The sequence below is a fragment of the Streptomyces sp. NPDC043176 genome (assembly GCF_056436715.1).
Map to the genome: position 1 here is coordinate 100,734 of NZ_JBWKCA010000011.1, position 22,716 is coordinate 123,449.

Genomic DNA, 22,716 nt, shown 5'->3' on the forward strand with positions numbered 1-22,716 from the left:
CTCACCCGAGAACCGTGCAAAACAGGAAAAACACCCCGTACGGTCTTACCGTGGCGGCGTGACCGAGCCACCGCAGACCGTCGAGCCGACCCCCGGACCGGGCGACCCGGCCCCCAGCGCCCTCGCCACGGGCGGCTCCACCCCGGGCGAACCACCGGCCGCCGCCCCGCCGTCACGGACCCCCGCCGCCGTGCGCCGCCGCGCGAGCCTCGCGGGGGCCGTCGTCTCCGCGCTTCTCATCGTCGCGATCGTCTTCGGCAGCCGGCTGCTCCGCGACTTCGACTCGGCCCTCCTGCCCTATGCCGTCGCGACCGTCTTCCTCGCCTTCGGCGTCGCCTACCGCTACACCGTGTGGGTCTCCGCCCCCGGCGCCCGCCGCCTCTTCAAGCAGGGCCGGCGGTCCTTCTTCTCCGCCGCGAACTTCCGCAGGGCGCCCACCGCCCTGCCGAAGATGATCGCCACCTACCTCGGCTTCCAGAAGTTCCTCGGCGCCCGCTCACACGCCCGCTGGGCCGCCCACCAGCTCGTCTTCTGGGGCTGCCTGCTCGCCGCCGCGATCACCTTCCCCCTCACCTGGGGCTGGTTCACCTTCACTTCGTCGACGGGCTCGGGCCCCGGCTACGAGATGCGGATCTGGGGCTTCGAGGTCATCGGCTTCGACTCCCTCAGCATCCTCGGCTGGCTCATGTTCCACGGGCTCGACATCGCCGCCGTCCTCGTCATCGCGGGCGCCTCCTACTTCCTGTGGCGCCGCATGAAGGACCGCGGAGCCATCACGGGCCAGCGCTTCGCCTACGACCTGGTGCCCCTCATCTGCCTCGTCGTCATCTCGGTGACCGGGCTCCTGCTGACGTTCTCGTCGATCTTCCTGCACGGTGGCGGCTACGAGTTCCTCGCCGTCCTGCACATGGCCTCCGTCGTCTTCACCCTCATCTACATCCCGTTCGGGAAGTTCTTCCACATCGTCCAGCGGCCCGCCGCCGTCGGCATGCAGCTCTTCAAGTACACCTCCCGCCGCAAGGGCGAGGAGGCGCTCGCCTGCCGCCGCTGCCACGAGCCCATCGACACCGCCCCGTACGTGGAGAACCTCCAGGGCACCATGCGCGACCTCGACCTCGGCTTCGACGACTGGGCCCAGTACTGCCCCCGCTGCAAGCGCGTCCTTCGCGGCAACGCCTACCTCGACCACGTGAAGAAGGGCTTCAAGTGACCGCGTCCGACCCCGCGACCACCGGCCGACCGCTGCCGCTCGACCCCTCCCTGGCCCCGCCCGGCACCCGCCGGTTCCGCGACGCCGGCGGCATCCCCGCCGACCGCTGGCACGCCGACCAGAACGGCGAGACCCTCGTCCCCACCCACTGCTGCTTCTGCGGCGTCCAGTGCGGCATGTACCTCCGCGTCGACCGCGGCGGCAAGGTCTTCGGCGTCGAACCCCGCAACCACGACATCAACCGCATGCGGCTCTGCCCCAAGGGCATCAACGCCTACCAGCAGGTCAACCACCCCGACCGGCTCACCGCGCCCCTCATGCGCCTGGGCCGCGACGAGGAGTTCCGCGAGGTCAGCTGGGACGAGGCCCTCGACCACACCGTCGCCGAGATCCGCCGCATCCAGGGCGAGTACGGCAACGACGCCTTCGGACTGCTCGGCGGCGCCAGCCTCTTCTCCGAGAAGACCTACCTCGTCGGCAAGTTCGCCCGCATCGCCCTCAAGACCAAGCACGTCGACTACAACGGCCGCCTCTGCATGGTCTCCGCCGCCGGCGCCAACAAGCTCGCCTTCGGCATCGACCGCGCCGGCAACCCCTTCTCCGACATCCTCCTCACCGACTGCCTGCTCATCGCGGGCTCCAACGTCGGCGAGTGCTTCCCCGTCATGACCCAGTACCTGTGGGGGGCCCGCGACCGCGGCGCGACCCTCGTCGTCGTCGATCCGCGCGAGACCGCCATCGCCCGCACCGCCGACATCCACGTCGCCCTCAAGCCCGGCACCGACTCCGCCTTCTTCAACGCCGTCCTGAACGTCGTCATCGCCGAAGGACTCACCGACGAGGCCTACCTCGCCGCCCACACCACCGGCTGGGACGAGGTGAAGAAGACCGTCGCCGACTACCCGCCCGCCCGCTCGGCCGAGATCTGCGGCGTCCCCGAGGAACAGATCGTCCAGGTCGCCCGCGTGTTCGCCGGCGCCGGCAAGGCCATGGCCTGGCACGCCCGCGGCGTCGAACACCACTCCCAGGGCGTCGAGAACTGCCTCACCATCATCAACCTCTGCGTCGCCACCGGGAACATCGGCAAGCCCGGCGCCGGCTACGGCACCATCACCGGCCAGGGCAACGGCCAGGGCGGCCGCGAGCACGGCCAGAAGTCCGACCTGCTGCCCGGCGGCCGCTCCATCACGAACCCCGAGCACCGCCGCCAGATCTGCGAGATCTGGGGCATCGACGAAGCGGAACTCCCGGTCGCCGGCACCTCCATGATGGAGATGGTCTGGCAGATGCAGCGCAAGGAGATCCGCGGCCTCGTCGGCATCTGCAACAACCCCTTCGTCTCCCTGCCGAACTACGCCACCGTCAAGGACGGCTACGACACCCTCGAGTTCCACGCCCAGTTCGACTTCTTCCTCTCCGAGACCGCCGCCAACGCGCACGTGGTCTTCCCCGTCACCGTCTGGGCCGAGGACGAGGGCGTCATGGCCAACGCCGAGGCCCGGGTCGTCAAGCACAACAAGGCCCAGGAACCCCCCGCCGGCGTCCGCACCGACACCTGGGTGATGTGCGAACTCGCCCGGCGCCTCGGCGCCGGGGACAAGTTCGACTTCCCCGACTCGCGGGCCGTCTTCGAAGAGCTCCGGATCGCCTCCGCCGGAACCGTCAACGACTACTACGGCATCACCTACGAACGCCTGGAGGAGACCGGCGGCATCGCCTGGCCCTGCCCCGGCACCGACCACCCCGGCACCCCCCGCCTCTTCGAGGACGGCCGCACCTACCACCCCGACGGCAAGATCCACATGCAGGTCGTCGAATGGCACCCGCCCATGGACCCGTACAGCGAGGAGTACCCCCTCTCGCTCACCACCGGCCGCACCGTCGCCCACTTCCTCTCCGGCAACCAGACCCGCCGGCTCGGCGCCCTCGTCGAACAGACCCCGCGCCCCTGGGTCGAGGTCCACCCCTCACACGGCTTCCGCAACGGCGACCCCGTCCGCGTCGTCACCCGCCGCGGCAGCGAGGTCTTCCCCGCGCTCGTCACCGAGGCCATCCGCCCCGACACCGTCTTCGTCCCCTACCACTGGCCCGTCCCCACCGCGGCGAACGCCCTCACCATCGACGCCCTCGACCCCCGCTCCAAGATCCCGGAGTACAAGGTCTGCGCCGCCCGCATCGAGCCCGCCGAACGCGTCGACGAGGTACCCGCGCCGCCCACCGCCCCCGGACACCAGGCCTACCCGGAGACCCAGGTCTCCCGCACCGACCCGCTGCCCCCCACCTCGCCCCAGGGCCGCGGCACCGCGGAGAGGAGCTGACCCGCACATGATGGGCCGCACGATCTTCATCGACCCGGGCCGCTGCATCGGCTGCCAGGCCTGCGTCTCGGCCTGCCGCGAATGCGACTCCCACCGCGGCAAGTCGATGATCCACCTCGACTACCCCGACGAGGGCCGCTCCGTCGCCTCCCTCCCCACCGTCTGCATGCACTGCGAGGACCCCGTCGCCCCCTGCGCCGAGGTCTGCCCCGCCGACGCGATCCTCGTGACCGCGGACGGCGTCGTGCAGCAGGCCGACACCACCCGCTGCATCGGCTGCGCCAACTGCGTCAACGCCTGCCCCTTCGGCGTACCCAAGATCGACCTCCAGGCGAAGCTCCAGATGAAGTGCAACCTCTGCTACGACCGCACCGCCTACGGTCTCGCCCCGATGTGCGCCACCGTCTGCCCCACCGGCGCCCTCTTCTACGGGACCCTCGACGAGCTCAGGGCGGAACGCCCCGGCGTCCAGGTCGCCGACTCCTTCACCTTCGGCACCACCACCGTCACCACCGGCGTGGCGATGGTCGTCCCCGCCGACAAGGTCCAGTGGCCGGTCCCCGGCGGACTCCCCGTCGTCGAGATCAACGGAAGGGACGTCCGTTGAGCGTCACCGATCCCCAGCCGCCCGCACCGGACGCCCCCGGCGACGCGGCCCAGGAGGCACTCCACGACCGGATCGCCGCCGACTCGCTCACCACCCGCCGCGACTACCTGCGGATCGTCGCCACCGTCTCCGGCGGCCTGGCCGTCGGCGGCGTCGCCGTCGCCTCCGGCATCCTGCACCGGCACGGGGACAGCGAAGGCACCCCCGAGGTCAAGAAGATCGCCGACCGGATCGAGCCGGGCGAGTCCCTGGCCTTCCGCTACCCCGGCGACGAGGACCGGGCGATCGCCGTCCGCATGGAGGACGGCACCCTCGCCGGCTACTCCGCCGTCTGCACCCACCTGGCCTGTGCCGTGCTGTGGCGCCAGGAGCGGGGGAGCGAGGGCGAGCTCTACTGCCCCTGCCACGAGGGGGTCTTCGACGCCCGTACGGGAGAGGTCACCGCCGGCCCGCCGCCGAGGGGCCTGCCGAAGGTGATCCTCGTCGAACAGGTCGACGGCAGCGTGTGGGCGATCGGCACGGCCCGCTCGGGCGAGAGCCTCCTGGAGGGCTTCTGCCGCCAGAACGGCGACGACCGTCCGGGCTGTCCCGGCTTCGGCGCCGGCGGCCCCGGCCGGAAGGCGGCGGAGAGGAGCGAGCGGACATGAGCGAGAGCACGTTCCCCCCGGACCCCGAGGCCCCGCGCTCCCCGGCGCCGCCCGCCGGCGGCGCCGAACCCGAGCCCCCGCGTCCGCCCGTGTACACGCCGGGCAGCGCGCAGCCGCGGCTGAACCGGCCGGTGCGCGAGCGCTATCCGCAGATCCGTCCCACCAGCGGCTACGGCGATCCCCGGATCCGGCACACCGGGCCGGGACCGGGGGCCGGTACGGAGCAGGAGCCCGAGCGCTCCTCGAAGCTCTCCGCCCGTCTCGCCCTGGCGCTCACGGTGGTCATCGGTCAGCTCTGGGGGCTGACGATCGTGGTGGACGAGTGGATGGCCGGCGACACCGGCACCGCCTGGTGGGGAACCGGCTTCCTCGTCCTGTCGTTCCTCGTGGTCCTCGGCCTCTGGGCGGTCGACCCGAAGGACCGCTGACACCCACTCGGCAGGAGTTCGCAGATCAGGCGGGTGCGGGGCGGGGGAGCGGGCGTACCCTGAGGGTATGAGCACCGCCCCCGCCCACGGCCCGCGAGACGCGGAGCGACCCGGCACCGCATCCAGCGCAGAGAACACCTCGAAGCCGGTACTCGTCTTCGACGATCCGCTGGACCAGCAGTCTGCGGACGACACGGACCGCGGGTGGGGCGAGCGGCCTCCCGCAGGCGGCGACAGTGCCGCCGACCTGGCGCGCTTCCTCGACGAGAAGCCGCCGCACCACCTCTGAAACCGGCGTGCCGCGCCGGTCAGGAGGTGGAATGCGCCCCCGCACCGCCCGCCGTGCCGCCCGCGACCCCGGAGCCCGGCGTCGTGTTGTTGACGGCCGGTCCGCGCTGGGCGACGAGGTGGTCGCGGATCTCCTTGAGGACCTCGAGCTCGCTGATCTCCATGGTCTCCGCGACGCCTTCCTTCGCCTTCTCGTGCGCGGCGCGCTTGGCGAGGATCTTGGCCATCGGCAGGACCATCAGGAAGTAGACGACGGCCGCGGTGATCAGGAAGCTCAGCACCGCGCTGAGGACCAGACCCCACTGGAGCTGGATGCCCTGCATCTCCCCGTCGACCACCGCGCACGGGGCCTTGAGGCAGGACGCGTAGCTCTCCAGGTCCTTGGTGCCGAAGGCGCCGACGATCGGGTTGATGATGCCCTTGACCACCGAGTTCACGATGTTCGTGAACGCGGCACCGATCACGACCGCCACTGCCAGGTCGATCACGTTGCCGCGCATCAGGAAGGCCTTGAAGCCTCCCAGCAAACTTTCCTTCTTCTCGGCCACCGAGGTGCCTTTCGTCGCGTGTGATGTCGCGTGTACCGCTGTGTGCGGAGCCATTAGGCCGTGGACGGCGCAGACGCGTCCAATCCGTACACACGGGACGGTGACTTGACAGGCACTCAGTGCGAATCAGCACAGCGTCACCGCCAGTCGGGACGTGATACCGGCACCTGCCAGGGCGGTAGCCGTCGGTCGTGGCACGGACAGGACGACGAGCGCCCCTCCGTCCGAACGAGTCTCGTCCGGCCGCGGGACTTCGGACACTCGGGCGCCCGTCGCGACGACGCGGGCCTCACTCCCTTCACCCAGGTCCGAGTGGGGCGCGGCGATCACGTCGACCCGGTCGCCGGGCCGGAGCAGCCGTACGGTCGCGGCGTCGGCGATCCGCACCGGCGCGGACACCAGGTGCGCGGCCGCCGGCGGCCGCGCCCGGGCGGTCGCCGCGAGTCCCGGCGCCTCCGCAGCGGAGCCCCGGCCCGGTCCGGGAGCCCCGCCCGGTCCGGGAGCCCCGCCGGTTCCGTACCCGCTCACGACGGCCAGCACGGCCGCCACGAGTGCCAGGAGCAGCGCCGGAGCGGGTCGCCCCCGGCGCAGCGCCCTGCGCAGCCGGTGCCGCGCGCCTCGCACCCGTAGCGGTTCGAAGGGCGGCACCGGACACGGCGCGGGGACGGAGGTGAGGAAGGAGGCGGTGGAGGCAGTGGTGGAAGAGGGGGTGGAGGCAGTGGAGGTAGCGGTGGAGGTGGTGGTGGAAGAGGGGGTGGTCATGAGGGCCTGCCTGTTCGCGTCGGGAACGGGATGTGCCCCCACTCTCCCGGCCCCGCCACCACCCCGCTCCGGCCTGGGGATCACCCCGCGGTTGTGGACAACTCCCTCACCCGCGCGAGGGATTCACGGCAGCTCGATCCCCAGGTCCCAGCCGTCGTGCGCGTGGGTGCACAGACAGTCCCGGTCCACCGTCGCGGGCAGTGCGCCCACCGCGTCGAACAGCACGTCCCGCAGCCGCCCGACGTTCTCGCCGAACACCCGCAGCACCTCCGTGTGGGAGACGCCCTCGCCGGTCTCGGCGCCCGCGTCGAGGTCGGTGACGAGTGCGAGAGAGGTGTAGCAGAGGCCCAGTTCACGGGCGAGGACGGCTTCGGGGTGGCCGGTCATGCCGACGACGGACCAGCCGGCGGCGGCGTGCCACCGCGATTCGGCGCGGGTGGAGAAGCGGGGGCCCTCGACCACGACCATGGTGCCGCCGTCGACCGGTTCCCAGCCCCGGCCCCGGGCGGCCTTGACCGCGACCCGTCGTCCGTCGGGGCAGTAGGGGTCGGCGAAGGTCACGTGGACGACGCGCGGCACCGCTCCGTCGGCCCGCCGCTCCCCGTCGAAGTAGGTCTGCGCCCGGCTCTTCGTACGGTCGACGAGCTGGTCCGGTACGACGAGGGTGCCCGGTCCGTACTCCTCGCGCAGTCCGCCGACCGCGCAGGGCCCGAGGACCTGCCGTACGCCCACGGAGCGCAGCGCCCAGAGGTTGGCGCGGTAGTTGATGCGGTGGGGCGGGACGGTGTGGCCGCGGCCGTGCCGGGGGAGGAACGCGACCCGCCGGCCGGCGATCTCGCCGAGGAAGAGGGAGTCGCTGGGGCTGCCGTAGGGGGTGTCGACGGACACCTCGGTGACGTCCTCCAGGAACGAGTAGAAGCCGGAGCCGCCGATCACGCCGATGTCCGCGTACGCGTCATGGTTCGCCATGGCGGTCAGCCTAGGGGTGTCCTGTCGATCATGCCGGGCTGTCGGGAACGCCGAGGGGCCCCGTCGCGCGTGGCGACGGGGCCCCTCGGGGAAGTGAACTCAGGCGGCCGAGCTTCCGGTGCTCGACGAGGACGTCGAGGAGGCGGAAGAGGACGACGACGAGGTCGACGCGGCCGGCTTGGCGTCCGACGTCGTGGACGCGGACGACGGGGCCGAGGACTTCGACGAGGCCGGCGAGCTGCTGGACGACGAGCCGCGGCTGTCGTTCCGGTAGAAGCCGGAGCCCTTGAAGACGATGCCGACGGCCGAGAACACCTTCTTCAGGCGGCCCTTGCAGCTGGGGCACTCGGTCAGCGCGTCATCGGTGAACTTCTGCACCGCCTCGAGGCCTTCGCCGCACTCGGTGCACTGGTACTGGTAGGTCGGCACTTGACTTCCTCCTGGCACTCACACTCATCGAGTGCTAACGACGATCCATAGTGACGTATTCCGTGGGTTCAGTCCACCGCCACCGGCACGCGGTGACCGATACCACGCGCGGCGACCCTGCTCGCCTCCCGCGGCTTCAGCCGCGAGCGGAGGGCGAGGAGCGTGGCCAGGGCGAGCACCGTGCCCGCCATCGGCACCAGGAAACCGCTGCTCGCGCCCTGTGCGTCGGCGAGGCGTCCGGCGACCGTGACGGCCGCGGCCTGGCCGAGCGCGACGGCGCCGGTGAGCCAGGTGAAGGCCTCGGTACGGGCGGACGCCGGGATCAGGGTCTCGACGATGGTGTAGCCGGTGATGAGGGCCGGGGCGATGCACAGGCCGACGACCAGGCCCAGGGCGCCGAGGAGCAGCACCGAGTGCGCGGTCCACAGCAGGGACGCGGCGACGGTGAGGCCGGCGTAGCCGAGGATCAGGCGGCGGCGGGGGCCGGTCTTCCAGGCGACGGCGCCCATGGCGATGCCCGCGAGCATGTTGCCGGCGGCGAAGATGCCGTAGAGCAGGCCGTTGGCGCCGGGGTTGCCGATCTCCTCGGTGAAGGCGGTGAGGGAGACCTGCATGCCGCCGAAGACGGAACCGATGCCGAGGAAGGCGACGATCAGGACCCGGACGCCCGGGACGGAGAGGGCGGAGCGGTGCGGCTCGGCGGAGGCGGCCGCGGAGACGCCGTACGGGGGCTGGGTGGCGCGCTGGGCGGCGAAGAACAGGCCGCCGACGAGGGTGAGGGCGGCCTCGGCGATCAGGCCGGCGGCCGGGTGGACGCCGGTGCACAGGGCCGTGGCGAGGACGGGGCCGACGACGAAGGTGAACTCGTCCGTGACGGACTCGAAGGCCGCGGCCGTCGGCATCAGCGGGGAGCCGTCGAGCCTGGCGGCCCAGCGGGCCCGGACCATCGGGCCGACCTGGGGCACGGAGGCGCCGGCGGGCACGGCGGCCAGGAACAGCGCCCAGAGCGGGGCGCCGGCCAGGGCGAGGGCCACGAGCAGGGAGACCGACGCGGTGTGGACGAGGACGCCGGGGATCAGGACGGCACGCTGGCCGAAGCGGTCGGCGAGCTTGCCGCTCTGCGGCGCGAAGAGCGCCATGGAGACGCCGGTCACGGCGGCGACCGCGCCGGCGCTGCCGAAGGATCCGGTGGTGTGCTGGACGAGCAGGACGATGCCGATGGTCAGCATCGCGAAGGGCTGCCGTGCGGCGAAGCCGGGGAGCAGGAAGGACAGCGCACCGGGTGTGCGCAGAAGCTGCCCGTAGCCGGGCCGCTTGTCCGAGATGACCGTGGACGCCACGGTCCTGGCCTTTCTGCCGCCTGGTAGCGCGTCCCGGCACGGTGGTGCGGGTGTCGCCGAGAGCTGTCCTCATGCGCGTTACTGCGGTAGATACCGGGCCGGCCCCACTGCGGAGGGGCGCCACGGCCGCCATACGGTCGCGCCAGCTCTGCGTCAGGCAGAGTTGGTTCGATCAGGTGTGCCTTCATGGTACAGGGAAGAGCGTCTTCCCGCCTGGGAAAACGCTCCTGCACCTGAATTAATGCCTCGGATCAACCGGGGGTACCGGGGATCAGCGGGGGGTTCCCGGTGATTTCTTCTCGGGTCGGTGGAAACGCGGCGCGGTGCCCGGCGGGGTGCCGATGGCCGTCGCGCCGCCCGTGCCGAGCCAGCCGGCGAGCTTGCCGCCCTGGCCGACGGCCCGCAGGCGCCGCTCGGTGGCGTCCCGCACCGGGTCGGTGGTGACGACGAGGAGCTCGTCGCGGTGCCGCAGGACGGTCGCGGGTCCGGGGACGAAGCTCGCCCCGTCCCGTACGACGAGGGTGACGGCCGCTCCGGCCGGGAGGCGCAGTTCGGCGACCTCGACGCCGTGCATCCGGGAGTGCTCCGGGATGGCGACGGAGAGCAGGTGGCCGCGGAGCCGCTCCAGGGGCGCGGATTCGACGCCGAGGTCGGCGGCCTCGGAGGAGTCGCCGAGCTTGAGGGCCTTCGCGAGCCAGGGCAGTGTCGGGCCCTGGACGAGGGTGTAGACGACGACGAGGACGAAGACGATGTTGAAGATCCGCTCGCTGCCCTCGATCTGCGCCACCATCGGGATGGTGGCGAGGATGATGGGGACGGCGCCGCGCAGGCCGGCCCAGGACATGAGGGCCTGCTCCTGCCAGGGGATGCGGAACGGCAGCAGGCTGACCAGGACCTCCATGGGCCGCGCGACCACGGTCAGGACCAGGCCGATGACGACGGCGGGCCAGAAGTCGTGGACGAGCTCGTGCGGGGTGACGAGCAGGCCGAGCAGGACGAACATGCCGATCTGGGCGATCCAGCCGAGGCCCTCGGCGAAGCCGCGGTTCGCGGGCGCGTGCGGCAGCTTGGCGTTGCCGAGGACCATCGCGGCCAGGTAGACGGCGAGGAAGCCGGAGCCGTGGGCCAGGGCGCCCGCCGCGTACGCGACGACGGCGATGGCCATGACGGCGATCGGGTAGAGACCGGAGGCGGGCAGGGCCACGTGGCGGAGCCCGTAGGAGCCGAGGAAGCCGACGGTCAGGCCGACGGCGACGCCGATGGCGAGTTCCAGGGCGATCGTGCCGACGAGCACGTACCAGTGGTCGACCGGTCCCGCGGTGGAGAAGGCGACGACGAGGATGACGACGGGGGCGTCGTTGAAGCCGGACTCGGCTTCCAGGACGCCGGTGACCCGTGAGGGCAGCGGCACCTTGCGTAGCACGGAGAAGACGGCGGCGGCGTCGGTCGAGGAGACGACGGCGCCGATGATCAGGGCCTGCCGCCAGTCGAGGCCGACGAGGTAGTGCGCGCCGGCGGCGGTGATACCGACGCTGACGGCGACGCCGACGGTGGAGAGGACGACCGCGGCGGGCAGTGCCGGCTTGATCTCCTTCCACTTCGTGCCGAGGCCGCCCTCGGCGAGGATCACGACGAGGGCCGCGTAGCCGATCACCTGGGTCAGCTCGGCGTTGTCGAAGGCGACGTTCCCGATGCCGTCCTGGCCTATGGCGACGCCGATGCCGAGGTAGAGCAGGAGGCTGGGGAGGCCGCTGCGGGACGAGATCCGTACGGCCGCCACCGCGATCAGCAACACGAGCGAGCAGATGAGCAGGAGTTCGTTGAGCTGGTGGACAGTCAGTGGCCGTTCCTTCCCCTCGCGTGCAGCTGGATCGTTCCTCCAGCGGACGACACTTCGTTACCTTACCTAATCTTTAACGTTTTCTTGACGCCTTCTTTGCGTCTCCTCGCTCGTCTGTACGGTTCTCTTCCTGACACCGCGTCCGGGCCCCACGGACGCTGCGCCTAAGGTTGCTCCCGTACTCCAGGACCACCCTGCCCCTCGAAGGACAGCGATGCCCTCCAACACGACCGCGCCCCCCGCCAAGAAGAAAGGGCGGCGTGCCCGCCTGCTCCTCCTCGTCCTGGTCCTCGCACTGGTCGCGGGCATCGGATTCGGCGGCTACTGGGGCGTCAGCACCGTCCGGGCCTCGTTCCCGCAGACCACCGGCGAGATCCGGCTCGACAAGCTCTCCGGCGAGGTGGAGGTCAAGCGCGACGCGAACGGCGTCCCGCAGATCTACGCGGACAACGAGACGGACCTCTTCCGCGCCCAGGGCTACGTCCAGGCACAGGACCGGTTCTACGAGATGGACGTCCGCCGGCACGTGACCGCGGGCCGCCTGTCCGAGATGTTCGGCGAGGGCCAGGTCGACACCGACGCCTTCCTGCGCACGCTGGGCTGGCGCCGGGTCGCGCAGCAGGAGTACGACGAGGTCCTGTCGCCGGAGACCAAGAAGTACCTCCAGGCGTACGCGGAGGGCGTCAACGCCTATCTGAAGGACCGCGAGAAGCCCGCGGACATCTCGGTCGAGTACGCGGCGCTGGCCCTGACCAACGACTACGTGATCGAGCCGTGGACCCCGGTCGACTCGGTGGCCTGGCTCAAGGCGATGGCCTGGGACCTGCGCGGCAACATGCAGGACGAGATCGACCGCTCCCTGCTGACCAGCCGGCTGAGCGCGAGCGAGATCAAGCAGCTGTACCCGGAGTACCCCTACGCGCTCCACCAGCCGATCGTGGGCCAGGGAGCCGTCGACGACTCCACCGGCACGTTCGACCCGAAGGCCGAGGCCGGCGAGGCCGACGGCGCGACCACCGGTGAGACCCCGGGCACCGGCCCCGGCGGCTCCGGTACGCAGTCCCAGCTCGGGGCGCTCTCCGAGGTCCTCGACAGCGTCCCCGCCCTGCTCGGCCCCAACGGCAACGGCATCGGCTCGAACTCCTGGGTCGTCTCCGGCCGCTACACGACCTCCGGCAAGCCGCTGCTCGCCAACGACCCGCACCTGGCGCCCCAGCTGCCGTCCCTCTGGTACCAGATGGGCCTGCACTGCCGCTCGGTCTCGGCGACCTGCCGCTACGACGTCGCGGGCTACACCTTCTCCGGCATGCCCGGTGTGATCATCGGACACAATGACAAGATCGCCTGGGGCCTCACCAACCTCGGCGCCGACGTCACCGACCTCTACCTGGAGAAGATCGGCCCCGACGGCTACCTCGTCGACGGCAAGGTCAAGCCCTTCACCAGCCGCGAGGAGACCATCAAGGTCGCGGGCGGCGACGACCGCAAGATCACCGTCCGCTCCACCGACCACGGTCCGCTCGTCTCCGACCGCTCCTCCGAACTGGAGACGGTCGGCCAGACGGCCCCCGTCGGCAACTCCGCCCCCGACCGCGGCACCGGCTACGGCGTCTCCCTCCAGTGGACCGCCCTCCAGCCCGGCAGGTCCATGGACGCGATCTTCGCGATCGACCGGGCCAAGGACTTCGCCGCCTTCCGGGACGCCGCGAAGAACTTCGAGGTCCCCTCCCAGAACCTGGTCTACGCCGACACCGAGGGCCACATCGGCTACCAGTCGCCCGGCAAGATCCCGCGCCGCGGCAAGGGCGACGGCACCATCCCGGCACCCGGCTGGGACTCCTCGTACCGGTGGAAGGGCTACATCCCCTTCGACCAGCTCCCCTACGAGTACGACCCCGCGCGCGGCTACATCGTCACCGCCAACCAGGCCGTCATCGACCAGAAGACCTACCCCGACCTGCTCACCAAGGACTGGGGCTACGGCTCGCGCAGCCAGCGGATCAACGACCTCATCGAGTCGAAGACCAAGGACGGCGGCAAGATCTCGCCGGACGACATGCGGACCATGCAGACCGACAACCGCAGCGAGATCGCGACCCTGCTCAACCCGCTGCTGCTGAAGATCGACATCTCCGACCCGTACGTCCGCGAGGCGCAGAAGCTCCTCGAAGGCTGGGACTACACCCAGGAGCCCGACTCGGCCGCCGCCGCCTACTTCAACGCGGTCTGGCGCAACGTCCTCAAGCTCGCCTTCGGCAACAAGCTGCCCAAGGAACTGCGCGCCGAGGGCGACTGCATCAACGTCCGCCCGGTCGACGCCACCGGCCCGGTCGACGAGCAGAACAAGCTCGTCCGCGAGTGCGGCGAGCGCGACCCCGACTCCGCGCAGCCGGACGGCGGCGACCGCTGGTACGAGGTGGTCCGCCCGCTCCTCAAGCGGGAGAAGAGCGACTGGTGGGTCACCCCGGCCAACCGCACCGACCAGGCCACCGAGACCCGCGACCAGCTGCTCGCCCGGGCCATGAAGGACGCCCGCTGGGAGCTGACCGCCAAGCTCGGCAAGGACGTCACCACCTGGAGCTGGGGCCGGCTGCACCAGCTGACCCTGAAGAACCAGACCCTCGGCACCGCCGGACCCGGCGTCGTGCAGCAGCTCCTCAACCGCGGCCCGTGGAACCTGGGCGGCGGCGAGGCGGCGGTCGACGCCACCGGCTGGAACGCGGCCGGCGGCTACGAGGTGATCTGGGTGCCGTCGATGCGGATGGTGGTCAACGTCGGCGACTGGGACAAGTCCCGGTGGATCAACCTGACCGGCGCCTCCGGCCACGCCTTCCACTCGCACTACACCGACCAGACGGACGCCTGGGCGAGGGGCGAGCTCCTCGACTGGGCCTACGGCGGTGCGGCGGTCGACGCGGCGACGAAGGACAGGCTGCTCCTCAAGCCCTGATCAGGGGCCGAAACGGGTGACCCCGTCCGGGGTCACCACGGCGTGGACGGGGTGGTCGTGCGGTTCCTCCGGGACCCGGGCGACCACCTCGTTCGCGTACAGGAGGACCACCAGCGCGGGGGCCTTGCCCGCCCGCGCCAGCCGCGCGAGGACCCGGTCGTACGAGCCGCCGCCCCGCCCGAGCCGCATCCCGCGCCCGTCGACCGCGAGGCCCGGCAGCAGGACGGCGTCGGCGGCGCACACGGCCTCGGGGCCGAGCCGGGGTCCGGTCGGCTCCAGGAGGCCGCGTCCGGCCTTGGCCAGCGCCTCCCGGCCCTCGTACGCGGCCCAGTCCAGATCGTTGTCCGGGAGCAGGACGGGCAGCAGGACCCGGACCCCGCGCGCGTGGAGCGCGTCGAGCAGCGCGCGCGTGCCCGGTTCGCGGCCCACCGACACGTACGCGGCGACGGTGGACGCCTCCGCGAGTTCGGCCAGTTCCACACCCCGGCGAGCGAGGGATTCGGCCGTGTCCGCGAGGGAATCGGTGCTCAGGGCGGCCCGCTCGGCCAGAAGTCGACTGCGAAGCAGGGTCTTTTCGGACATCTCGGGTGTCATGACGGCCTCATGTGAATGCACGAAATTCTCGTAACTGTCTTTATGTGAAGGAAGTTAACCGAAGCCCCATCTTCCTCTCATTCCGAACGACTAAGGTGCACGCATGAATCAGTCGCTCCCCAGGCTCGGCCGGATCAGCAAGGCTGTCATCCCCGCCGCGGGCCTCGGCACCCGCTTCCTCCCGGCGACGAAGGCGACGCCCAAGGAGATGCTGCCGGTCGTCGACAAGCCGGCCATCCAGTACGTCGTCGAGGAGGCCGTCGCGGCCGGTCTCTCCGACGTCCTGATGATCACCGGCCGGAACAAGCGGCCCCTGGAGGACCACTTCGACCGGAACTACGAGCTGGAGGAGGCACTGAGCCGGAAAGGCGACGACGAGCGCCTCTCCAAGGTCCAGGAGTCCAGCGACCTCGCCACCATGCACTACGTGCGCCAGGGCGCCCCGCGCGGCCTCGGACACGCCGTGCTGTGCGCCGCCCCGCACGTCGGCGACCAGCCCTTCGCCGTCCTCCTCGGCGACGACCTGATCGACCCGCGCGACCCGCTGCTCGCCCGCATGGTCGAGGTCCAGGAGCGCGAGGGCGGCAGCGTCATCGCCCTGATGGAGGTCGACCCCGCGCAGATCCACCTGTACGGCTGCGCCGCGGTCGAGGCCACCGTCGACGCGGACGTGGTGCGGGTGACGGACCTGGTCGAGAAGCCGGAGCCGTCGGAGGCGCCGAGCAACTACGCGATCATCGGCCGCTACGTGCTCGATCCGGCCGTCTTCGGCACGCTGCGGGAGACCGAGCCGGGACGCGGCGGCGAGATCCAGCTCACCGACGCCCTGCAGAAGCTCGCCGTCGACGAGAAGATCGGCGGCCCGGTGCACGGCGTCGTGTTCAAGGGGCGCCGCTATGACACCGGTGACCGGGGCGACTATCTGCGTGCCATTGTCAGACTCGCGTGCGAACGTGAAGATCTGGGACCGGACTTCCGGGCCTGGCTCCGGAGATACGTCAGCGAGGAGATGTAGCACCTTGAGCAGCAGCACGGCACCGTCGCCGACCCCCGACGACAGCGCCCACGGCCACGAGGGCGCGACGGCGGACCCCTGCGCGGGCCCGGCCCGCGACCTGTGGTCGGTGGACGAGCACCTGGACGACATCCTCGCGACCGTCGGCCCGCTCGAACCCATCGAGCTGCAACTCCTCGACGCCCAGGGCTGCGTCCTCGTCGAGGACGTGACGGTTCCGGTCGCGCTGCCCCCCTTCGACAACAGCTCCATGGACGGGTACGCGGTCCGGGTCGCCGATGTCACCGGTGCCACCGAGGAGTTCCCGGCCGTCCTCACGGTCGTCGGCGACGTCGCGGCCGGGGACGGCGGGCTGCCCACCGTCGGCCCAGGCCAGGCCGCCCGGATCATGACCGGCGCCCCGCTGCCGCCCGGTGCCGAGGCCGTCGTCCCCGTCGAGTGGACCGACGGCGGCACGGGCGGGGGCGCGGCCACCGGCATGCGCGCCGCGAGCACCTCGCCCGAGGGCTCCGCGGGCGAGGTCCGGGTCCACCGGGCCGCCGAGGCGGGCGCCCACGTCCGCAGGGCGGGCAGTGACGTGCGGGCCGGGGAGCTCGCCCTCGCGGCCGGCACGGTCCTGGGGCCGCCGCAGATCGGCCTGCTCGCCGCCATCGGCCGGGGCACCGTCAGGGTCCGTCCCCGCCCCCGGGTGGTCGTCATCTCCACCGGCAGCGAGCTGGTCCAGCCCGGCGAGCCGCTCGGCGAGGGCCAGATCCACGACTCCAACAGCTTCGCGCTCGCCGCGGCCGCGCGGGACGCCGGAGCGCTCGCCTACCGGGTCGGCGCCGTCGCCGACGACGCCGAGTCGCTGCGCGCCGCCATCGAGGACCAGCTCATCCGGGCCGACCTCATCGTGACCACCGGCGGGGTGAGCGTCGGCGCGTACGACGTGGTGAAGGAGGCGCTGACCGCCGACGGCCAGGTCGACTTCCGCAAGCTGGCCATGCAGCCGGGCAAGCCGCAGGGCTTCGGCGCGATCGGCGCCGAGCAGATCCCGCTCCTCGCGCTGCCGGGCAACCCGGTCTCCTCGTACGTCTCCTTCGAGCTGTTCGTCCGCCCCGCGATCCGCGCCCTGATGGGCGTCGAGGACCTCCACCGGCCCCGCGTCCACGCGGTCCTCGCCGCCGACAAGGCCCTGTCCTCGCCGCCCGGCCGCCGCCAGTTCCTCCGCGGCACGTACGACCCCCAGGCCGGCACCGTCACCCCCGTGGGCGGCGCCGGCTCGCACCTGATCGCCGCCCTCGCCCACGCGGACTGCCTGCTCGTGGTCCCGGAGGACGCCACGAGCGCGGAACCGGGCAGCACGCTGGAAGTGGTCCTCCTCGGCTGAGGGGGCGAGGGTGGGGGTACGGTGTCGTCCCCATACAGCGACCGGGAGTGTCACGGCCATGAGCACGCAGCAAGGTCTCACCCACATCGACGAGGCGGGTGCGGCCCGCATGGTCGACGTCTCCGCGAAGGACGTCACGGCCCGCACCGCGCGGGCCAGCGGGCGGGTCCTCGTCTCGCCGCGCGTGATCGAGCTGCTGCGCGGCGAGGGCGTCCCCAAGGGTGACGCCCTCGCGACCGCCCGGATCGCCGGGATCATGGGAGCCAAGAAGACCCCCGACCTCATCCCGCTCTGCCACCCGCTCGCCGTCTCCGGCGTGACCCTGGACCTGGCGGTCACCGACGAGGCGGTCGAGATCCTCGCGACGGTGAGGACCACCGACCGCACCGGCGTCGAGATGGAGGCGCTGACGGCGGTCTCGGTGGCCGCCCTGACGGTCGTCGACATGATCAAGGCGGTCGACAAGGGCGCGGTCATCTCCGACGTGCGGGTGGAGGAGAAGACGGGCGGCAAGTCGGGCCACTGGACACGGAGCACCTCGTGACACGCGGGGGCCGGGTGGCGGGCTCGCACGACCACGACCACGAGCACGACCCCGGGCACGGCCATGGGCACGGCCACGAGGGCCCGGCGGACGCGTCGCTCCCGTCCGCGCTCGGCGACGGCGCCGGCGGCGCCCCGTCCGCCCCGTACTCGGCGCTGGTCGTCACGGCCTCCAACCGGGCGTCCGCCGGGGTCTACGAGGACAGGGGCGGGCCTCTGATCGTCGAGGGCCTGACCGCCATGGGCTTCGCCGTGGACGGCCCGCGGGTCGTCCCGGACGGGGCGCCCGTCGAGGCGGCGCTGCGGGCGGCGGTGGGCGCCGGGTACGACGTGGTGGTCACCACCGGCGGCACGGGCATCTCGCCCACCGACGAGACGCCCGAGGTCACCCGCCGGGTCCTCGACCGCGAGATCCCGGGCATCCCGGAGGCGATCCGGGCGTACGGGCGGGAGAAGGTGCCGACGGCGGCGCTCTCGCGCGGTCTCGCCGGGGTCGCGGGCGGCACGCTGATCGTGAACCTGCCGGGGTCCCCGGGCGGCGTACGGGACGGCCTGGCCGTCCTGGAGCCCCTCCTGCGGCACGCCGTCGACCAGATCCGCGGCGGCGACCACCCGAGACCGTCGTGATCCCTACGTGGCCGATCATCCTCGTGGACGGGGACGTCGCGCTCCGGCCGATAAGGATGCGCGACCAGGGGGCCTGGCGCGAGGTGAACCGGCGCAACCGGGAGTGGCTGCGGCCCTGGGAGGCGACGGTTCCGCCGCCGCCTCCGGCCGGTCCGGTCGCGCAGCGGCCGACGTACCGTCAGATGGTGCGTCACCTGCGGTCGGAGGCGAACGCGGGCCGGATGCTGCCGTTCGTCATCGAGTACCGGGGGCGGCTCGTCGGACAGTTGACGGTGGCGGGCATCACCTGGGGTTCGATGTGCTCGGCGCACGTGGGGTACTGGGTGGACAGCGAGGTGGCCGGGCGCGGGGTGATGCCGACGGCGGTCGCGCTCGCCGTCGACCACTGCTTCCGCACGGTGGGGCTGCACCGGATGGAGGTGTGCATCCGTCCGGAGAACGGGCCGTCGCGCCGGGTGGTGGAGAAGCTCGGGTTCCGCGAGGAGGGGCTGCGGCCGCGCTATCTCCACATCGACGGTGCCTGGCGCGATCATCTGGTCTTCGCGCTGACGGCGGAGGAGGTGCCGGAGGGGCTGTTGAGGCGCTGGCACCAGGCAAGAATGAGATAAGTGTTCGAATTTAATCGGTAGTTGGCACGCAAACGATCTGAACAATCACAAAAAAGTTCAGTGATATCAGCCAGATCGTGCGACACACCGGGCCAATTGGCCGATGGCCCCGCGCGAACCCCTCTACCGTGTGATGCGTGAGCAGCAGCGGCCTCATCTACGCAGTCATCGTCGGGGCCTGGGCCGCCTACTTGGTGCCGATGTGGCTCCGCAGGCAGGACGAGCTGAACGAAGCCCGTCCGACGGAACGCTTCAGCACCGCCATCCGGCTGCTTTCCGGACGGGCGGGCATGGAGCGCCGGTACGCCAAGGAGCTCAAGGAGCGGGACCGTACGGCGCAGGGACCGACGCCCGACGTGGACCCGGACGCGGCGACCGAGCATCTGAGCTCGGTCGACGTCCGGGCCTTCTCCGCGCCCGCGGCCAGAACCGAGGCGCGCCTGGAACTCCCGGAGCCCGAACCGGAACCCGCCCAGGCCGCCGGCCCCGCCCCGGGCTCCGCCCAGGCGGCCGCGGCGGCCCGCCTCGCCGCGGGCGCGGCGGGGGCCGCCGCCGAGCGCGCCCGGCGCGGCAAGGTCCTCGCCAGGCGCCGGCGCACCACGACGCTCCTCTTCGCCGCCTTCACCCTCGGCGCGGTCGTCGCGGCCGTCGGCGGCGTCACGTTCCTGTGGGCGCCCGCGGTCCCCGCGCTGCTCCTGAGCGCGTACATCGTGCACCTGCGGGTCCAGGAGCGGCGGCGCTTCGTGTACGTCATGGACCGCCGCCGCGCCGAGGCCGCGGCCGCCCGGCTCCGCGAGAGCCGGCGCCCGGCCCCCACCCCGGAGCCCGTCGCCGACCCGGCGCCCTCCCCGCAGGAGGCCGACCGCCGGGCCCTGGTCGAGCAGACCGACCATGCGGAGTGGGTCGACCAGCAGCGCGAGCGCGGGCCCGCCCGCGGCGACAGCTGGGACCCCGTCCCGGTGCCGCTCCCCACCTACGTCACCGCCCCGGTCGCCCCGCGCGCCACCAGCGGCATCGACATCACGGACCCGGAGACCTGGAGCGCCGCCCGCTCCTCCACGGCCGCCGACCCCACCCCCGCGCCCTCCCCGGCCCCCCGCCAGCGCACCACCCCGCCGCGCCGCAACCGCGACCGCGGCCGCACCCCCCTCTTCGACCAGTACGCCGACGACGACCGCCCCCGCGCCGCCAACGAGTGACCCCCACCCGGGGGGCCGCGACGGCCCCCGGCTGACCTGCGCGGGAACCGATTTTTGTCTCAGCCGGTCGGGATGCTAATGTTTCACACGTCGCAAGGGCCTGTGGCGCAGTCTGGTAGCGCACCTCGTTCGCATCGAGGGGGTCTGGGGTTCAAATCCCCACAGGTCCACAGACACTGAGGATCCCGTCCGATCGCAAGATCGGGCGGGATCCTCTTCGTTGTGGCGCCGGAAGGCGTCCACGGCGGCGAAAGGGCGGGACGCCTTCGGGCGTCCCGCCCTTTCGCGTGCGGTGTGGTGAGGCCTGCTCAGAGCCGCTTCGCGTAGCAGCGGCTCTCGGAGTGGTCGCGGTAGTGGCCGAACTTGGGGGCGGGGGCGTAGCCCGCGGAGAGGTAGAGGGAGATGGCCTCCGGCTGGGCCGTGCCGGTCTCCAGGACCATGCGGGTGCGGCCGGCGGTGCGGGCGTCGGCTTCGAGGGCGGCGAGGATGCGGCGGGCGAGGCCGAGGCCGCGGGCTTCGGGGACGACGTACATGCGCTTGAGCTCGGCGTCGCCGTCGGAGTAGCCCTCGGGGTTGTCGTCCTGGGTGCGCCAGCCGCCGGAGGCGAGGGGGGTGCCGTCCTGGTCGTAGGCGAGGAGGTAGAGGCCGTGGGGCGGGGTGAACATCGCCGCGTCCAGGGGTGTGACATCGCCCTCGTCGCCGTAGCGGACGGCGTACTCGGCCTGGACGGCGTCCTCGAGTTTGACGGCGTCCGGGTGGTCATAGGGCGTGGGCTGGATGTTCATGCGGAATATCGTACATGTATGCACGGAGTGGGTGTCGGTATTCTCCCGGGATGCTCACTGTCACCACCGCGAATGTCAATGGTCTCCGTGCCGCCGCCAAGAAGGGCTTCGTCGAGTGGCTCGCCGGCACCTCCGCCGATGCCGTCTGCCTCCAGGAGGTGCGCGCCGAGGAGGCGCAGCTGCCCGCCGAGGTGCGGGCGCCCGAGGGATGGTTCACCGTCCACGCGCCGGCCGCGGCCAAGGGGCGCGCCGGGGTCTCCCTGTACACGCGGCGCGAGCCCGACCGGGTGCGCGTCGGCTTCGGGTCGGAGGAGTTCGACGGCAGCGGCCGCTACGTCGAGGCCGACCTGCCCGGCGTGACCGTCGCCAGCCTCTACCTGCCGTCGGGCGAGGCCGGCACCGAGCGCCAGGACGAGAAGTACCGGTTCATGGGCGAGTTCCTGCCCTACCTCAAGGAGCTCAGGGAGCGGGCCGCCGCCGACGGGCGCGAGGTCGTCGTCTGCGGCGACTGGAACATCGCCCACCGCGAGGCCGACCTCAAGAACTGGAAGTCCAACAAGAAGAACGCCGGCTTCCTCCCCGAGGAGCGGGAGTGGCTCGGCCGGGTCCTGGAGGAGGGCGAGGGCGGTTACGTCGACGTCGTCCGGGCCCTGCACCCCGACCAGGAGGGCCCCTACTCCTGGTGGTCCTACCGCGGCCGCGCCTTCGACAACGACAGCGGCTGGCGCATCGACTACCAGATCGCCACGCCGGGTCTCGCGGCCAGGGCCGTGAAGGCGTACGTCGAGCGTGCCGCCACCCACGAGGAGCGCTGGAGCGACCACGCCCCCGTGACCGCCGTCTACGACCTGTAGGCCGGCGGCGCCGCGGGCCCCTGGCGCGTGCCGGGCGTCAGGGGAGGTCGCGCAGGTGACGGTCGAGGGCCATGGAGAGCTCGGCCTCGACGACGCTCTTGGCGAGGGGGCGGAGGCGCCGGACGTCCTTCTCGCCGGCGTGCGCGCGGAGCAGTTCGGTGAAGAGCTGGGCGAGGGCGTCGGCGTGCTCGCGGACGCGGGCGCCCGCCTTGAGGACCTCGGCGAGGGGGACGCCCTCGCGGACGAGGGCGGCGGAGACGTCGAGGAGGCGGCGGCTGATGTGGATGATCTCCTCGCCGTCGGTGACGAGGTAGCCGAGGTCGAGTGCGGCGGCCAGGTTCTCGGGGGTGACCTCGCCGGCGAAGTGGTCGGCGAGCTCCTCCGGGGTGAGGCGGACGGGCTCCTCCTCGCTGGGGGTGTCGAGGGCGAGGACCTCGCGGACGTTGCGGCCGCTCTCGAAGGCGGTGGTGAGGTCGGCGATGCCGTTGAGGGTGTGGCCGCGCTCCAGGAGGGCGGCGATGGTGCGGAGCCTGGCCAGGTGCTGCTCGTCGTACCAGGCGATGCGGCCCTCGCGGCGGGGCGGCGGGATCAGGCCGCGTTCGCGGTAGAAGCGCAGGGTGCGCACGGTGATGCCGGCGGCGTCGGCCAGCTCCGCCATGCGGTACTCGCGTATGCCGGTGTCCGCGTGCGCGCTGTCGGGTCCTGATCCTTCTGCCACGCCGCCAGCCTATGTTGTACCGCCGGTAACTTTCCCTCGCCGTACCCCTACCGCTCGGTATGGAGCTG

General features: G+C 72.0%; 23 protein-coding genes and 1 tRNA gene. 15 read left to right on the forward strand and 9 right to left on the reverse strand.

What is annotated here, in order from left to right; all coding sequences use genetic code 11:
* Nucleotides 1-190 precede the first annotated feature (190 nt).
* The 6 genes from AC067A_RS19695 to AC067A_RS19720 all read left to right on the forward strand — a co-directional run bounded on the left by AC067A_RS19695 (nt 191) and on the right by AC067A_RS19720 (nt 5,499).
* On the forward strand, nt 191-1,210 hold the full coding sequence (locus AC067A_RS19695; RefSeq protein WP_479243909.1) for an MFS transporter: 1,020 nt from the start codon (nt 191-193) through the stop codon (nt 1,208-1,210).
* Entirely contained in the window at nt 1,207-3,528 is a 2,322-nt protein-coding gene (locus AC067A_RS19700) for a molybdopterin oxidoreductase family protein (protein WP_479243754.1), read from the forward strand. The genes AC067A_RS19695 and AC067A_RS19700 overlap by 4 nt, the downstream gene beginning before the upstream one ends.
* 7 nt (nt 3,529-3,535) lie before the next feature.
* The gene (locus AC067A_RS19705) at nt 3,536-4,135 is read left to right on the forward strand and encodes a 4Fe-4S dicluster domain-containing protein (protein ID WP_479243755.1); all 600 of its coding nucleotides are present in this window, start codon (nt 3,536-3,538) and stop codon (nt 4,133-4,135) included.
* Nucleotides 4,132-4,782 (forward strand): QcrA and Rieske domain-containing protein, encoded by a 651-nt coding sequence (locus tag AC067A_RS19710; RefSeq protein WP_479243756.1) that lies wholly within the window; start codon nt 4,132-4,134, stop codon nt 4,780-4,782. The genes AC067A_RS19705 and AC067A_RS19710 overlap by 4 nt, the downstream gene beginning before the upstream one ends.
* On the forward strand, nt 4,779-5,210 hold the full coding sequence (locus AC067A_RS19715; RefSeq protein WP_479243757.1) for a hypothetical protein: 432 nt from the start codon (nt 4,779-4,781) through the stop codon (nt 5,208-5,210). Before AC067A_RS19710 ends, AC067A_RS19715 begins: the two co-directional genes overlap by 4 nt.
* A 67-nt stretch (nt 5,211-5,277) precedes the next feature.
* Nucleotides 5,278-5,499, forward strand: coding sequence for a hypothetical protein (locus AC067A_RS19720; protein WP_479243758.1), 222 nt, complete (start codon nt 5,278-5,280; stop codon nt 5,497-5,499).
* Between the two features lie 19 nt (nt 5,500-5,518).
* Here the strand turns inward: AC067A_RS19720 and mscL are convergent, their stop codons facing one another.
* The 6 genes from mscL to AC067A_RS19750 all read right to left on the reverse strand — a co-directional run bounded on the left by mscL (nt 5,519) and on the right by AC067A_RS19750 (nt 11,341).
* Nucleotides 5,519-6,046: a large conductance mechanosensitive channel protein MscL gene (mscL, locus tag AC067A_RS19725; RefSeq protein WP_479243759.1), complete on the reverse strand. Its 528-nt coding sequence runs from the start codon at nt 6,044-6,046 to the stop codon at nt 5,519-5,521.
* A gap of 126 nt (nt 6,047-6,172) precedes the next feature.
* Nucleotides 6,173-6,808 (reverse strand): hypothetical protein, encoded by a 636-nt coding sequence (locus AC067A_RS19730; protein ID WP_479243760.1) that lies wholly within the window; start codon nt 6,806-6,808, stop codon nt 6,173-6,175.
* Between the two features lie 123 nt (nt 6,809-6,931).
* Nucleotides 6,932-7,777, reverse strand: a complete 846-nt coding sequence (locus AC067A_RS19735) for an S-methyl-5'-thioadenosine phosphorylase (protein WP_479243761.1) — start codon at nt 7,775-7,777, stop codon at nt 6,932-6,934.
* 99 nt (nt 7,778-7,876) lie between these two features.
* A complete protein-coding gene (locus AC067A_RS19740; RefSeq protein WP_479243762.1) occupies nt 7,877-8,206 on the reverse strand; it encodes an FmdB family zinc ribbon protein in 330 nt (109 codons plus the stop codon).
* Nucleotides 8,207-8,274: 68 nt separating this feature from the next.
* Nucleotides 8,275-9,546, reverse strand: coding sequence for an MFS transporter (locus AC067A_RS19745; RefSeq protein WP_479243763.1), 1,272 nt, complete (start codon nt 9,544-9,546; stop codon nt 8,275-8,277).
* A gap of 271 nt (nt 9,547-9,817) precedes the next feature.
* On the reverse strand, nt 9,818-11,341 hold the full coding sequence (locus AC067A_RS19750; RefSeq protein WP_479243764.1) for a potassium/proton antiporter: 1,524 nt from the start codon (nt 11,339-11,341) through the stop codon (nt 9,818-9,820).
* A gap of 259 nt (nt 11,342-11,600) precedes the next feature.
* Here AC067A_RS19750 and AC067A_RS19755 point away from each other — a divergent pair, with 259 nt between their 5' ends.
* Nucleotides 11,601-14,336 (forward strand): penicillin acylase family protein, encoded by a 2,736-nt coding sequence (locus tag AC067A_RS19755; protein WP_479243765.1) that lies wholly within the window; start codon nt 11,601-11,603, stop codon nt 14,334-14,336.
* On the opposite strand, the gene AC067A_RS19760 is transcribed toward AC067A_RS19755, so the two are convergent.
* Entirely contained in the window at nt 14,337-14,930 is a 594-nt protein-coding gene (locus AC067A_RS19760; RefSeq protein WP_479243766.1) for a 5-formyltetrahydrofolate cyclo-ligase, read from the reverse strand. It lies immediately after the preceding gene.
* A gap of 103 nt (nt 14,931-15,033) precedes the next feature.
* Here AC067A_RS19760 and galU point away from each other — a divergent pair, with 103 nt between their 5' ends.
* From galU to AC067A_RS19795, 7 genes are all read left to right on the forward strand, one after another.
* Nucleotides 15,034-15,945, forward strand: a complete 912-nt coding sequence (gene galU / locus AC067A_RS19765; protein WP_479243767.1) for a UTP--glucose-1-phosphate uridylyltransferase GalU — start codon at nt 15,034-15,036, stop codon at nt 15,943-15,945.
* Between the two features lie 100 nt (nt 15,946-16,045).
* Nucleotides 16,046-17,314 (forward strand): molybdotransferase-like divisome protein Glp, encoded by a 1,269-nt coding sequence (gene glp / locus AC067A_RS19770; RefSeq protein ID WP_479243910.1) that lies wholly within the window; start codon nt 16,046-16,048, stop codon nt 17,312-17,314.
* A 58-nt stretch (nt 17,315-17,372) separates the two neighbouring features.
* Complete coding sequence (gene moaC / locus AC067A_RS19775; RefSeq protein WP_479243768.1) at nt 17,373-17,858, forward strand: cyclic pyranopterin monophosphate synthase MoaC; 486 nt, start codon at nt 17,373-17,375, stop codon at nt 17,856-17,858.
* A 155-nt stretch (nt 17,859-18,013) separates the two neighbouring features.
* Nucleotides 18,014-18,484 carry a MogA/MoaB family molybdenum cofactor biosynthesis protein gene (locus AC067A_RS19780; RefSeq protein WP_479243911.1) on the forward strand — a complete coding sequence of 157 codons (471 nt, stop codon included), beginning with the start codon at nt 18,014-18,016 and terminating at the stop codon, nt 18,482-18,484.
* On the forward strand, nt 18,481-19,092 hold the full coding sequence (locus AC067A_RS19785) for a GNAT family N-acetyltransferase (protein WP_479243769.1): 612 nt from the start codon (nt 18,481-18,483) through the stop codon (nt 19,090-19,092). Before AC067A_RS19780 ends, AC067A_RS19785 begins: the two co-directional genes overlap by 4 nt.
* Before the next feature lie 137 nt (nt 19,093-19,229).
* Complete coding sequence (gene sepX, locus AC067A_RS19790) at nt 19,230-20,291, forward strand: divisome protein SepX/GlpR (protein ID WP_479243770.1); 1,062 nt, start codon at nt 19,230-19,232, stop codon at nt 20,289-20,291.
* A 96-nt stretch (nt 20,292-20,387) separates the two neighbouring features.
* Nucleotides 20,388-20,461, forward strand: a tRNA-Ala gene (locus AC067A_RS19795).
* A 138-nt stretch (nt 20,462-20,599) separates the two neighbouring features.
* Here AC067A_RS19795 and AC067A_RS19800 read toward each other — a convergent pair.
* Nucleotides 20,600-21,076: a GNAT family N-acetyltransferase gene (locus AC067A_RS19800; RefSeq protein WP_479243771.1), complete on the reverse strand. Its 477-nt coding sequence runs from the start codon at nt 21,074-21,076 to the stop codon at nt 20,600-20,602.
* Nucleotides 21,077-21,126: 50 nt separating this feature from the next.
* On the opposite strand from AC067A_RS19800, the gene AC067A_RS19805 reads away from it, so the two are divergent.
* The gene (locus AC067A_RS19805) at nt 21,127-21,930 is read left to right on the forward strand and encodes an exodeoxyribonuclease III (RefSeq protein ID WP_479243772.1); all 804 of its coding nucleotides are present in this window, start codon (nt 21,127-21,129) and stop codon (nt 21,928-21,930) included.
* Nucleotides 21,931-21,967: 37 nt separating this feature from the next.
* On the opposite strand, the gene AC067A_RS19810 is transcribed toward AC067A_RS19805, so the two are convergent.
* The gene (locus AC067A_RS19810) at nt 21,968-22,588 is read right to left on the reverse strand and encodes a MerR family transcriptional regulator (protein WP_479243912.1); all 621 of its coding nucleotides are present in this window, start codon (nt 22,586-22,588) and stop codon (nt 21,968-21,970) included.
* Nucleotides 22,589-22,716 lie beyond the last annotated feature (128 nt).